A 13,014-nucleotide genomic window follows, 5' to 3' on the forward strand; every position below is an offset into this window, starting at 1 on the left:
AGATACGACAAACTCGCCGTCCGCTACGAGGCAACCGTGCTGGTCGCAGCCATCAACGAGTGGCTGTGATCAGCACTTTCGCAACAGACCCTAGTTCGCCCACCACGACGAACTCCTGAAGCAGACCCCAGCGCGTGGACCGCAGAGTGACCTGTGCCAGCTCTTCCCAGGTCGCGCTCCATTCGTGACCTTCACGCAAGAAGTAGAGCCCGTCACCCGCCACCCGTACACACGCCGCGTCCCCGCGTGCCATTGCCAGGCCTCCCAGGCTGAACAGTGCAAGCGCGACGATGCTCGCCAACGCGGCGGAGAGGGGATGGTCCACGAAGTAGAACACGGCCACGCCGAGCGGAACGGTCCCGGCGAGCGTGGCCGCGAAAGCGACGCGCATGTGCCCCATCGAGTACCGCACCTCGATGGGCGTCCCCGAGGCCGGCTCAACGACTGCCTGGACTGGAACTGCATCCATGACCGTCTCCTCCGCCGGCAAGGCCGGCGGCCTGGGTGCGCCAAGCGGCGGAGGCGGCGGGGAAGTAGGCGCCAGGTCCGGCAGCGCCACAGGCGAACCCACACCTATGTCGGCACCCATCACCGGACGCGTCACAGTCTCCGCACCACCCCCGCTCAGCGCGGACAACACCTCCTCCGCAGACGGCCGCCTCTCCGCTCGCTTTTCCAGGCACTCTCCCAGCACCGTCCGGAGTCCCTCCGGCAGGCGTTCCAGGTTCGGCATCTCGTGCACGACCCGGTAGAGCAGCCCCGCAGCACTGCCCTCCCCGAACGGCATACGCCCAGTGGCCGCGAAGCACAGAACCGTACCGAGCGAGAAGATGTCGCTGGCCGTGCCGACACTGCCGCCCTGGGCCTGCTCGGGCGACATGAATCCGGCGGTGCCGATCGCCACGCCCGTCCGGGTGAGCATGGTCGCACCGTTCAGCGCCTTGGCGATCCCGAAGTCGATGAGCCGCGGCCCGTTCTCCGTGAGCAGGACGTTCGCGGGCTTGAGATCCCGGTGGACGAGCCCCGCCTGGTGCACGGAGTGCAGCGCCTCTGCCAGGCCCGCGCCGAGCCGCCATACCGCGTCCTCCGTCAACGGCCCGTTCTCCCGGACCCATTCGGCAAGATTGGGTGCCGGAATGTAGTCGCTGGCCACCCAGGGCGTCTCCGCCTCCGGATCCGCATCGACCACGGTCGCCGTCCAGAAGCCTCCGACCGCCTTCGCCGCCTCCACCTCGCGCCGAAACCGCGCCCGGAAACCGGGGTCGGAGGCGATCTCCGGCCGGACGATCTTCACCGCCACCCGCCGACCGCTGCGCGACTCTCCGAGGTAGACCTGCCCCATGCCGCCCGCGCCGAGCCGCGCCGTAATCCGGTACGGGCCGACGGCCGCCGGGTCACCGGCCTTCAACTGCTCCACAATTCCCCCGAGTGCAATCGCCTACAAGAGAACTTAGAGCCGGCCCGCACCCGGTGTCAGCTGGAAGGCGGCCCTCCTGGAGGCCGCCGCCAACTCAAGCCCACCGAGTCGCACCGCCCGCTGGACGGCCCCCTCGCCGGAGGTACGCTGTCAGTGCGCCGAGCTCGCGCTGGGCGAGGGCGAGCAGCGGGTCGGAGGCGGGATCCGCCTGCTGGGATGGGCCCATGACGCCGACACCCTTCTCCACCACGCACGCCCTGGACCCGCTCCGCTCCGCTCCGCCGGCGCCGCACCAGGGCATTGACCGTGGGCGGCGCGGTGCTGCTCGTCGCGGCCTCACTCAGGGCGACTTTGCGAGCCCCGCGGCGTACGAGGCAGCGGTCGACACGCTCCGCGAGGCATGGTCTGAGCAGGGCCTGACGGTGGAGGGCATACCCGCCCCCGGAACCGGTGAGCCGGGAGCCGGCTTGGCCGGGAATCCGAACGACCACGACCGTGACATCGAACTGTCGCTGCGGCCCGACCGGTACTCGGGCAAGCCGACACTGCTCACCGACGCCGGATGCATACGGCACGAGGCGTACCTGGTGAGGTGGGAGTAAGGGCCTGCTCCAGCAGCACGTGTTGGGGCCCGTGTCAGCGAAGTCACCCCCGAGACAGGGGACTTCCTGAGGGGACTTCCTGCGCGCCAAGAACACCCAAGGGCTGCTGCTGTGGTTCCTGCCCAAGGAAGCCATTCGCCCGCAGGGCATGGTGCCGAACTCCGTGCGCATGGCGCAGATGCCGCAGAAGTTGGCGGCCTGCGTTCCCGGTTGTGATCAGTATGTCGTGATCGTGTCACGATCAGGTGGGCCCGTCCGGATGGACGCGACCAGGCGACATAAAGACGGTATTAAGGTGACGTGCGCCTGCCAAGGTGCCCTACTTGCTCATCACTCTTTGCAACGGGATTGAATGTGAAGCTTCGTCATGTCCGAGCAATAGCCGTCTTCGGTGTCGCCGTCGTCGCGCTCACGGGAGCCCGTGGCTCCCACGGCGCCAGCTGTGGTGGCAGCCACGGCTCCAGCTCCTCGCACTCCAGCAGCTCGGGCGGCTCCAGCAGCGGTACCACCGGCAGTACCACTGGCGGCAGCGGCAGCGGCAGCGACAGCAGCGGCACCTCGTCCGGCAACTCCTCCGTCACGGGCGGTTCGAGCAGCGCCAACAAGGCCGAGCGTGACATCAAGATCGACAAGTGCCGCCTGGACGAGTCGGGTAAGAACCTCGTCGCCCGGCTCACCGTCACCAACAGCGGCTCGTTGAGCTACACCTACAACATCACCATGAAGTTCGAAGGCGCGCCCGGCTCCAGCGCCCTCGCCGCCACGGCCAGGGTCACCAACCTGACGGTCAAGGCCGGCGGATCCCAGCAGGCCGAGGCCACAACGCCGTACACCGGCAAGGGCGACGGAAGCGAATACAAGGAGTGCGTCGTCTCCAGCGCGACCAAGAGCGTCTCCTGACACACCGTTTCGTCTGGCCGGGCCGAGCGGCGTGCCGGGTCAGGACCCCGCGTACGGCGTTGGTCACCGGCATCGGGCGGGCTACCGGGGTGGGGTCCTCCAGCATCCGCTGCGGTTCAAGCGGCTGTGCCTGGACATGGTGTGGCGGGGCATGAAGATCCCCGCGTTCAGCCGGGTACCGGCCGCGGCGGCCGGCTGACTGCCGATGCCGAGAGTGACCGAGGGCTTCGGTGACGGCCGTTGCAAGGGCCCGGGCCATCAGGGGAGTGCCGGCCAGGTCGACGGCCCGGATCACGACGGGAAGGTGGCCGGCGGCGGGAGTGAAGCGGTGGCGGCCGGCGGGCGGGCCGGTCCGTCGAGTTCTGGCTTGGACGGCACCGCCGGGATCGCACAGCCCTGCTGCGGACCCGGCGGGGGAGGGTTGCCCAGCGTCACCGTTCCCAAAAGTCCTCCGCCGGAGAACGGACGCCATTACCGACTCTGCAGAAGTGCGGATCTCTGACTCAGGTCACCCGTCCTGCACCAAGCTGAAGAGGATCTTCTTGTTCCTGTCAGGGAACGCGGGGTCGGCCCGCTCGAGCCTGACCCGGACGCTTGCGCCCAGCTTGAGGTCGACGTCCGCCGAGGTGACTCTGCCCACCACGGCGGGCTCCGCCATCTGGACCTGTCCCTCCCGCCGGTTCGGCGGGACCTCTTCCTCGTCGGTGTCGATCACCGTGGCGTCGAAAATGCCGCCCACCCGGTCCATGAGCACTGCCGCCTCCACCAGGTCCACGGACTGCCGGTCCGCCGCACTCCCCTTCGCCTTCGCCATCGTGATCGGCAGGTCGTCCAGGGCGGCGAGTACCCAGTCCGGCGGGGCCTGGCCATCGCAGGCAGCCACGCACAGCTCACCGGCGTACCGGTCGACCAGACGCCGCAGCGGGGCGGTGCAGTGCGTGTACGGGGCCGCGATCGCCGCGTGGCTCGTCTGCTCGGGGATGTGGTCGTGGTCGCGGAAGGACTTGTAGACCGATTTCAGCAGCAGGGCGCCGGCCGCCTCGTGGAGGAAGGCCGCGTGCTTCTGGTCGTGCGGATCGAGCGAGCGGATCAGCTCGGCGTACGAGACGTGGTGCGGCCACTCGATGCCCAGGCCCTGGGCGATGCGGTGCAGCCGTGTGACCTCGTGGGTCGGGGCCGTGTCCTGGGTCCGCAGGATGCCCGGACCGCTGTCCAGCATCATCCGGGCCGCGGCCATCCCGGTCATGAGGGAGATCTGCTCGTTCCAGCCGTCCACGGGCAACGGCGCCCGGTAGCTCAGCCGGAACGATCCGTCCTCGAACGTGACCTCCTGCTCCGGGAGGGTGAGCGAGATGCCGCCCCGCGCGGCCTCGACGGCCTCGCGCAGGGTGCCGATGTCGCGCAGCAGGGCCACGGACTCCTCCGCGGTGCCGGAGTCGATGGCGTGCTGGACGCCCGCGTAGTCGAGTTTGGCCCGACTGCGGACCAGGGCGCGGCTCACGTACGACGTGGTCACCTCGCCGTGGGCGTCGAGGTCGTGCTGCCACAGCAGGGCGGGGACGGTCTGGTCCGGCAGCAGGCTGGCCGCGCCCTCGGAGAGCGCAGGCGGGTACAGGGCCACCTTGCCGTCGGGGAAGTACAGCGTCACGATCCGCTTCTGGGCCTCGGCGTCCAGCGCGCCGCCGGGCACGACGAAGGCGGCCACGTCGGCGATGGCGTAGTACACGCGGAACCCGCCGCCGGGGCGCCGCTCCAGGTACATGGCCTGGTCGAGGTCCTTCGACGTCGGCGGGTCGATCGTGAAGAGCGGCAGATGGGTGGCGTCCTTGTCGGGCAGCCGGGGCGTGTGCGCGGCGGCTTCGGCCGCTTCGAGCACGGGTGCGGGAAAGGCCGCGGGGGCATGCAGGTCGGTCCGCAGCTTCTGCAAGGCGGTGCGCAGCGCGGCTTTGGCCGCGTCGGACATGTGCATCGGGCGCCGTGGCATGCCCCGAGCATAGGGCGGCGGACACGCACCGGCACGGCGGGGAGATCCGTCCGGAGGACCTGGCCGGGAGGGGGCTCGATTCCCCCGACGATCAGGTACACGTCCGTCAGGTACACCTCCGCGACGGAACGTGCCGGAAGCGTTGTGAACGCTTCCAGCACGTCGTCGTCACGCGGTATGCGTCACCGGGGCAACGTCACCTGCCGTAGTACGCGTTGTGGATGGTCAGCGACGACTTGTTGCCCTGCTTGTCCGTGACATCGGCGAAGAACGAGATGGCCTTGTCCTTCGCCGGGTTCTTCACGGAAATCTTGCCGTTCGCAACCTTCACGGGCTGCCAGGTCTTCCCGTCGTCATAGCTCACGGACACGGCGAGCGACGTGAGGTTCCTCCCGGCCGCCGAGCCTTGCACGGTCACCGGGACCTGGACCGACTTGCCCCCAGGGGCGCGCGAGGAGAGGTCGACGGGGGCCGCGAAGCGGACCGTGGACACCGGCAGCGCCGTGGTGGCCGCGACCTGCTTCGAACGGAACGTGAAGCTGGCGTCGATGCGGGTGGAGGCTGCGGCGACCTTCGCCGGGCGCTCCACGGAGGTCGTCAGCCGGTACTCGGCATCGGCGGCGTCGACCTTGAAGGGCTGCGTGCCGCTCAGCGGGTCCTCGTTCTCGCCGACCTTGACGCCATTGCGGTACAGCGTCGACGTGGCCGAGGTGTACGTCGTCAGACCCGCGTGGCCCTTTCCGTCGGCGAACAGCGGCAGGGCGCCGACGACCTGCTGCTCGCCCGTGGCCGCGTCGGGTGCGGTGCGGAAGACGCCCATTTTCTCGCCCAGGAGCGGGCCGAAGACGCCGGTGTTGAACGTCTCCCGGTATGTCCTGCCGGCTTCGTAGCGCTTCGGTTCAGTCATCTCGTAAGCGCCGTCGAAGGCCGGGTAACCCCACTTGTCGGGCTCCCCGAACTGCTCCGACTTGGTCAGCCACTTGACGCCGTCGGCGGTGGAGACGTAGAAGGTGCGCGTGCCGGGCGTGGCCTGCGGCGCCGAGAACCCGTTGCCTTCCGGCGCACCCGGCAGATGGGCGAACGGAGAGGTGAGAGTGGTCTTCCCGGGAGCCGAGGCACCGACGTCTACCTTGAGCGTCGCCAGTTCGTTCGCCTTCACGTGCTTGGTGTAGCCGGTCGCGACCTTCTGCGTCTTGCCGCCGAAGGCCACCGAGTACTGAGCGGTGGCGTCCTTGAGCAGGTGCGCGTCCCAGGTCTGGAGGAGCGAACCGTCGCTGACGCCCGGACCCATGTGCGCGGTGCGGAAGTTGGAGAAACCCCTCAGGACCCAGCCGTTGCCGACGCGGCCGATGTCGGTCGCGACCTCGTAGTACGTCCCCCCGTAGTCCACCTTGTCGAGTCCGGGCACGGTGATGTCCACCGGCTTGGTGGTGCGCGCGTCGGCCGTGACCGTGGTGTCGCCGGAGATGTCCAGCTTCGGCTGGGCGATCCAGTCGGTGCCCTTGGTGAGGTCCGACGGGTCCTGGTACACGGCCGCGTTGAACGTGTACGAGCCCTTGGGCACACGGATCTTGTGCGTGCCCGGCTCGTTGTCGATGCGGGCCTGGAAGCCCTTGGCGGAGCCGGCGACGCCGATCAGGGTGCTGGAGAAGTTCACGGCGTCGGCGCCGTCGCGGTCGATGGTCCTGAGCGTCAGGTCGTAGGACTCCGCCTCGCGGACGGCCACCGCGGCCGTGCGGACGGACTGGCCCGCGCCGGTGGCGGTGACGTAGCCGGAGTAGGTGCCGTCGGCGTCGCCGATCCTGGTGTCGGCGGTCAGGTCGACTTCGGCCGTGCCCCCGGCGGGCACGGTCACCTTGGTGGTGCCGAGCGCGAAGAAGCCGGCCGGGGCCGGCTTGCCCGCCGGATCCAGCGCGGACACCGACAGGTCAAGGGTGACGTCGCTGGACCCGAGGTTGCGGTAGCCGACCTTCTTGGTGAAGGGCTGGTCGTCGGGATGCGGCCACTGTGCGACGCCGAAGCTCAGCGAGACCGGATCGGCGATCACACTCTGGGCCAGCGCCTTGTCGACCTGGATGCGGCCCGAGCCCTGCTGGAAGGGGGTGTAGTCGCCGCCCTTGGCGGAGGCGGTCAGCGCGCCCTTGAGCTCGGCGGACTTCCAGCCCGGATGCTGCTGTTTCAGGATCGCCGCCGCGCCCGCTACGTGGGGCGTGGCCATGGAGGTGCCGTCGATCTGCAGGTAGCCGGGGGCGGGGTGCGGTGTGCCGGGGCGGGTGTCGAGCGCGCTGCCGGGGGCGGCGGCCGCGGTGATGGCAACGCCGGGCGCGGTCACGTCCGGCTTGACGGCTCCGTCGCCGGTGCGCGGACCGATGCTGGAGAAGGGCGCCAGCTTGTCGTCCTTGTCGACGGCGCCGACGGTCAGCGCGGCGTCCGCGCTGCCGGGCGAGCCCACTGTCGAGTCGCCGCCCTTGCCTTCGTTGCCCGCCGCGATGGCGAACAGGATCCCCTTTTCGGCGGACAGCTTGTTGACCGCTGCCTCCATCGGGTCGACGCCGGGGGAGTCCGGGCCGCCGAGGCTGAGGTTGACGACGTCCGCGCCCTCGGCGGCGGCCCACTCCATGCCCGCGATGATGCCGGAGTCGTCCCCGGCTCCCTCATCGTTCAGTACTTTCCCGCTGATGATCTTGGCACCGGAGGCGACACCCTTGTACCTGCCGCCCGACGTGGCGCCGGTACCGGCGGCGATCGAGGCGACGTGCGTGCCGTGTCCGACGCGGTCTGCGGTGTCGGGGGAGGTGGAGAAGTTCTTCTCGCCGATGACCTGGGTCTTCAGGTCGTCGTGGGCCTTGTCGACTCCCGTGTCGAGGACGGCGATCTTGACGCCCTTGCCGTCGTACCCGGCCGCCCACGCCTTGTCGGCGCCGATCTGCTCGACACTGCGGTCCAGGCTCGCTCTGCGCACCCCGTCCAGCCACACCTTGCCGATGCCGGAGGCGGTGACGCGCAGGCCTCCCTTGCTCTGGTCGGTCAGCGCCTCCCACACCTTGGCCACGTCGTCCTGCGACGTACGGAGGGCGTCGGCGTTGATGGTCGGGAACGTGCGCCGCAACTGGGTGTCACCTGCCGCGCGCACCTCGGCCCGTGCGGCACTGGTGCCCCCGTCGTACTGCACGATCAGCTTGAGCCCGTCGCGGTGGCTCTTGCGCAGCAGCGGGTCGGTGAGCTCGTCGACGTCGAAGAGCCGCTGGTCCAGCTTGCCCGTGGCGATCAGGCGCTGCGCGTCGCTGGGCACCACCAGCGTGTGGTCCTTCGTGCGCTGCACCTGTACGGGTATGCGCTCACGGCCCTTGGCGGACTCGAAGCCCACCACCTGGCCCTTGTCGCCGACCACCACACGGTCGCCCGTGATGAGTTGGATCCGGCGGTTGCCGTCCAAGCGCGTGGTGTTCGGTGTGGTCGTCGTGGACGTGGTGATGGCCGCCGCGGGGCCGGTCATGCCTGCCACGAGGGCCACCGAAGTGGCCGCTGTGACGGTGAAGGCGCGTGCTCTCTGCACATGTGCGCGCAAGTCTCCCCCAGGAGCTTGGGATGAGGTCGATGGGTCATTCCGGCCAGGGGCGCAACGGCGCCCGACGGGCTGGTCAGCGCAGTATGTGAGGCGAGAGAGACGTGATCAACGGCGTGACGGCAGCGGGGCATTGAGTTCCGTGACTTCAAGCCATCCAGATGCCGGCGAGTTCGATGGGGTGACGACGGTGGTGTGACGACCGTGTGATCGCCGAGCGATGCTTGTGCGACACCGGTGCACAGCAGGTCCTCCGGATCGCGGAGAAGGGCAGGCCCGCGCACTTTTCGCGGACCGGTGCCCCCACGGTCGGCGCGTGCCCCTCCGATTGGCCGTATCCGTATCCGTGTCCGTACCCGGGGGGCCCACCGGGTACGGGAGGTCGGCTCCGCGGTGCTACCGCCCGTCCGAGAAGTTGTGCACCCCCCACCAGCCGGACTCGTCGTGGTAAATGCCCACTCCCACCTCGGTGAACGTCCGGCTGGTCTGCGCCTTGTAGTGCCCGGAGCTGTGGCGCCACATGGACTGGAACTTCTCGGCCGCCTGCTGGGCGGTCATCGACTCGTCGCTCCACATCACGATGTTCTCGCCGACCCAGGTGCGCGATCCGGTCACCAGGTATCCGTTGTCCTTCTCGCTTGAGTGGCCGAAGCCGGACGTACGCATGTGCCTGGCCCACTCACGCGCGAAGCCACTGAGATCATCCTTGAGCACCAGGGGCGGCAGGCCCACCGTCGCCCGTTCGGCGTTGAGGAGCTTCAGCGACATGGCCTCGGCATCGCTGACGGCCTGCGTGGACAGCCTGGGCCCGGGCACCTTCGGGTCCGGGCCGAGCGGGCCGGACCCGGACGCCCTGCCGGCCGGGGAAGAGCCGGGTGCGTCGGCGCCCTTCGGCGGCTTGGCGCCGCGGGATCCGGCCAACCGCCGCCGGATCCCGGCCATCCGCCGCCGGACCCCGGGCCCGGCGCTCCCCGGGCGGCCGCGTCGCCCACCCTGGCGCCGGCCGCCGTCCCGGCGGCCACAAACACCCGTGACCGGCTCGGAGCCTCGTGGAAAACCCTGGCGACGCTTCTATGTGTAACGGCATTACCTCCAGTAAGTTACCGGCAGGTAAAGCCACTGCAGGTTAGACGTACGGGGGAGTAATGAACCGGAGAACCTCTGCTCTGTTGTCCACCGCCATCGTGACGGGCGTCGTCGTCGGCACGGCGCCGACGGCGACGGCAGCACCCACTGCGGTTACACAGGGGACGACCACGGCGACGGCGCCCGACCCGTTCTACCGTTACAGCGGCAGCAAGCCGCTGTCCGCGTACCGGCCGGGCGACGTCCTGAAGAAACGCACGCTGAACTACCACGTCTTCGGCATCCCGACGCCGTTGAAGGCAATCCAGCTGCTCTACCGCACGACCGATGCCCAGGGCAGGCCCTCGGCCAACGTGACCACCGTGGTCCGCAGCCAGTACGGCGACGGCGGCAAGGCGGTGTCGTACCAGTCGTTCTACGACTCCCTCAGCCCGGAGGACGGCCCCTCCCGGGCCATCGCCGGTGACGTCTCTCTCGGCGGCGCCATCGCCAACGCCGAATCCCTCATCGTGGCGCCGCTGCTGCTCAAGGGCTACGACGTGGTCATCCCGGACACCGAGGGCCAGAACGCCGACTTCGCAGCCGGCCCGGAGTATGGAACGAACACTCTGGACTCGATCCGCGCCGCCATCCGCACCGGGGAGACGGGTCTGCATGCCGGTACGAGGTTCGGCCTGTTCGGCTACTCCGGCGGGTCCATCGCCACCAACTGGGCGTCGGTCCTGGCCCCCGCGTACGCGCCCGAGGTGAACAAGCAGCTGGTCGGCTTCGCCGAGGGCGGGCTGCTCGTCGCCCCTGCGCACAACCTCAAGTACGTCGACGGCGCACTGGCGTGGAACGGGGTGATCCCGATGGCCCTCATAGGCGTCTCACGCTCGTACGACATCGACCTCACCCCCTACCTGAGCGCGAAGGGCCTCGCGGTCGTCAAGGAGCTCGAACGCGGCTCGATCGTCGATGCGCTGGCCCACCACCCGGGGATGACATGGAAGGACATGGCGAAACCGGAGTACAAGGACCCGAACTCCATTCCGGCCTTCGTCGCAGCGGTCAACAAGATCAATCTGGGCCAGGCCGCCACCCCGACCGTCCCGGGGTTCATCGGGCAGGGGAACGCGGGCTGGCTCGAGGGAACGTTCAACAGGCCGCCGGGCATCGGCACGGGGGATGGTGTCATGGTCGCCGGGGACGTGCGGACGCTGGCCCGGCAGTACTGCGCCACCGGCAACAGCTCGATCAAGTACGAGCAGTACGATCTGCTCAGCCACGTCGGCGCCATGCCGTACTGGGCGCCGCGCGCGATGGCCTGGCTGGACGACCGCTTCGCGGGCAAGACCGCCCCCACCAGTTGCGGCAGGATCCCTGCGGGCAACTCGCTGGAGCCGGAGAAGCCGACCGCCACGCCGTGACCGCTCCGGACCGCAGCGGTGCAGCCCCGCCGTGCGCGGGGATGCACTGTTGCTCCAGATGACGGGCCGGGGGTGGGGCAGGGGCCGGACGGCGGGTTCAGGGGCGCGTCGCGGTGATCAGCCATGTGGCCGAGGGGAAGAGCACGCCATCCGGTGTCCCGTGCGCGCGGAGGGTCGTGCGCAGGTCGGCAAGGGCACGCTCGCGGCTGGTGTCATCGAGGTCGGTCAGCATCCAGCCGAGCAAGCCGCTGACGAAGCGGTACGCGTCATCGGTGTCGGCTCCGAAGTACATGGGCGCGGTGAGCGGTTCGAAGGCGGCTTCGGCGAACCCGGCGCCGGTGAGCAGACGGCGCACCCGGTCGGGGTCGGACAGGGAGAACGGCCCGGGGGCGGCCGGCGGCGGCGCGGGCAGGTCCCGGCCTGCCGCCATCGCCGCGGTCAGGGCCAGGAACCATTCGTTGCGCGGTGGCGGCTGCCAGACGAGCTGCACCGTGCGGCCGCCCGGCCGCACGGCCCGGGCGATGTTGCGGAACGCGGCGACGCGGTCCGCGAAGAACATGGTCCCGGTACGGCTGACCGCGAGGTCGAACTCCTCGGCCGGGAACGGGTGGATCTGGGCGTCGGCCTGCTCGAATTCGGCGTGCTCGAGTCCTTCGGCCGCTGCCCGCCGCCGGGCCACTCGCAGCATCGCCGCCGACAGGTCCACGCCGAGCGCGCGGCCCTCCGTGGCTCTGCGGGCGGCTTCGCAGGTCATCTCGCCCGAACCGCACCCGATGTCGAGCACGTGGTCGGCCGGACCGATCGCCGAAGCTTCGAGGAAGCGTGCCCGGTAGCCGCGAATCGCGAGGTCGAACCGGTCGGCGTGCTCGGCCCAGTAGGCGCCCTCATCGCCGTCCCAGGCACGGGCCTGTTCGGCGTTCGAGGGTGCGACCTGCAACATCCGGGTCATCTCGACCACCGCCTTATACTCCCAAAGGGGCTATTCTGGTGTAACTCCGAGGAGTGGCGATGTCAAGGGAACCCGCGCTCACCACGACCTCCTACGCGGTCCTCGGGCTGCTTGCGGTGCGTCCGTGGAGCACGTACGAACTCGCCCGCCAAATGGACCGCAGCCTCGGGCGGATCTGGCCCAGGGCGCAGAGCAAGATCTACGACGAGCCCAAGAAGCTGGTCCGGCACGGTCTGGCCCGGGCCGAGCGGGGGTCCGTGGGCCGACGGCCGCGCACCGTGTACGCCATCACTCCTGAGGGCCGTGATGCACTCGCCGCATGGCTCCACGAGCCCGGTGCCGGCCCCGTCCTGGAGTCGGAACAGCTCCTGAAGGTCTTCTTCGCCGAGTCCGGGACGACGCCCGATACCCAGGCCACCTTGGCCGCGGCCCGGGCCTGGGCGGTCGAACGCAACCGGGACAACCTGGCCGCAGCCCGCGCCTACGCCTCGGACGAGGGGCCCTTCCCCCAGCGGGCCGCGCAGACCCTGCTCGTCGGCCGGTTCCTCACGGACTACTACCGGCTGGTCGCCGACTGGGCGGAGTGGGCGGCCGCGGCCGTCGAGCAGTGGCCCGACGAGCCCCGCGACGCGGTCGCCGACCGGGACGAGCTGGCGGAGACGGTCCGGCGCGCCGCGTGGAGCGAGGCCGACGGGCCCGTCTGACGTGCCGGAGCAGGCGGCCGACCGGGTGGACAGGTCGGTCTTCCGAGGAATCGCCGTCGGGGGTGCTGTACGAGAAGAAACTGCCTAGGGCTGGTCCTGCTGCGCGAGGTGTTTCTTGAGCCAGGTGAGCAAGGTCGCGAACGCCGGGGACATGGCGGCGTCCGACTGTTCGAGCACCGTCGCGTGGCTGTCGTCCTCCATCGTGATCGTGTAGGTCATCGCGTCCCTGGCACGGTCGGCCTGGTCATCCACGGGCATCGCGACGGCCGCCGCCACCAGCTGGGTCAGCTCCGCTGCGGCGTTCTCGGGTAGCGCCGCTGTGTCCAGCACCTCGGGCCGGCGGCGGATTGCCGCCGCCAGCCCGCCGTATGACTCCAGAGTCACCTTCATCGCGCGCG

The 13,014-nt window shown here is 69.8% G+C and carries 10 protein-coding genes; 4 read left to right on the forward strand and 6 right to left on the reverse strand.

Annotated elements, in window-relative coordinates:
* Positions 1–52: 52 nt before the first annotated feature.
* Entirely contained in the window at positions 53–1,417 is a 1,365-nt protein-coding gene (locus AB0M76_RS37895) for a serine/threonine-protein kinase (RefSeq protein WP_365957280.1), read from the reverse strand.
* Positions 1,418–1,641: 224 nt separating this feature from the next.
* On the opposite strand from AB0M76_RS37895, the gene AB0M76_RS37900 reads away from it, so the two are divergent.
* Both AB0M76_RS37900 and AB0M76_RS37905 read left to right on the forward strand, forming a co-directional pair.
* Positions 1,642–2,019 carry a hypothetical protein gene (locus AB0M76_RS37900; RefSeq protein ID WP_365957281.1) on the forward strand — a complete coding sequence of 126 codons (378 nt, stop codon included), beginning with the start codon at positions 1,642–1,644 and terminating at the stop codon, positions 2,017–2,019.
* A gap of 354 nt (positions 2,020–2,373) precedes the next feature.
* Positions 2,374–2,919: a hypothetical protein gene (locus tag AB0M76_RS37905; protein ID WP_365957282.1), complete on the forward strand. Its 546-nt coding sequence runs from the start codon at positions 2,374–2,376 to the stop codon at positions 2,917–2,919.
* 508 nt (positions 2,920–3,427) lie between these two features.
* Here the strand turns inward: AB0M76_RS37905 and AB0M76_RS37910 are convergent.
* From AB0M76_RS37910 to AB0M76_RS37920, 3 genes are all read right to left on the reverse strand, one after another.
* A complete protein-coding gene (locus AB0M76_RS37910; protein WP_365957283.1) occupies positions 3,428–4,903 on the reverse strand; it encodes an RNB domain-containing ribonuclease in 1,476 nt (491 codons plus the stop codon).
* Positions 4,904–5,099: 196 nt separating this feature from the next.
* Complete coding sequence (locus AB0M76_RS37915; RefSeq protein WP_365957284.1) at positions 5,100–8,459, reverse strand: S8 family serine peptidase; 3,360 nt, start codon at positions 8,457–8,459, stop codon at positions 5,100–5,102.
* A gap of 405 nt (positions 8,460–8,864) precedes the next feature.
* Positions 8,865–9,389, reverse strand: coding sequence for a CAP domain-containing protein (locus AB0M76_RS37920; protein WP_365957285.1), 525 nt, complete (start codon positions 9,387–9,389; stop codon positions 8,865–8,867).
* A 224-nt stretch (positions 9,390–9,613) separates the two neighbouring features.
* Here AB0M76_RS37920 and AB0M76_RS37925 point away from each other — a divergent pair, with 224 nt between their 5' ends.
* A complete protein-coding gene (locus AB0M76_RS37925) occupies positions 9,614–10,963 on the forward strand; it encodes a lipase family protein (protein ID WP_365957286.1) in 1,350 nt (449 codons plus the stop codon).
* 97 nt (positions 10,964–11,060) lie between these two features.
* Here AB0M76_RS37925 and AB0M76_RS37930 read toward each other — a convergent pair whose 3' ends face one another.
* Positions 11,061–11,912, reverse strand: a complete 852-nt coding sequence (locus AB0M76_RS37930) for a methyltransferase domain-containing protein (RefSeq protein ID WP_365957287.1) — start codon at positions 11,910–11,912, stop codon at positions 11,061–11,063.
* Positions 11,913–11,971: 59 nt separating this feature from the next.
* On the opposite strand from AB0M76_RS37930, the gene AB0M76_RS37935 reads away from it, so the two are divergent.
* Complete coding sequence (locus AB0M76_RS37935) at positions 11,972–12,616, forward strand: PadR family transcriptional regulator (protein ID WP_365957288.1); 645 nt, start codon at positions 11,972–11,974, stop codon at positions 12,614–12,616.
* Between the two features lie 84 nt (positions 12,617–12,700).
* Here AB0M76_RS37935 and AB0M76_RS37940 read toward each other — a convergent pair whose 3' ends face one another.
* A complete protein-coding gene (locus tag AB0M76_RS37940) occupies positions 12,701–13,006 on the reverse strand; it encodes a protealysin inhibitor emfourin (RefSeq protein WP_365957289.1) in 306 nt (101 codons plus the stop codon).
* Positions 13,007–13,014: the final 8 nt, after the last annotated feature.

This window comes from Streptomyces sp. NPDC051364, assembly GCF_040682115.1.
Classification (GTDB): Bacteria; Actinomycetota; Actinomycetes; order Streptomycetales; family Streptomycetaceae; genus Streptomyces.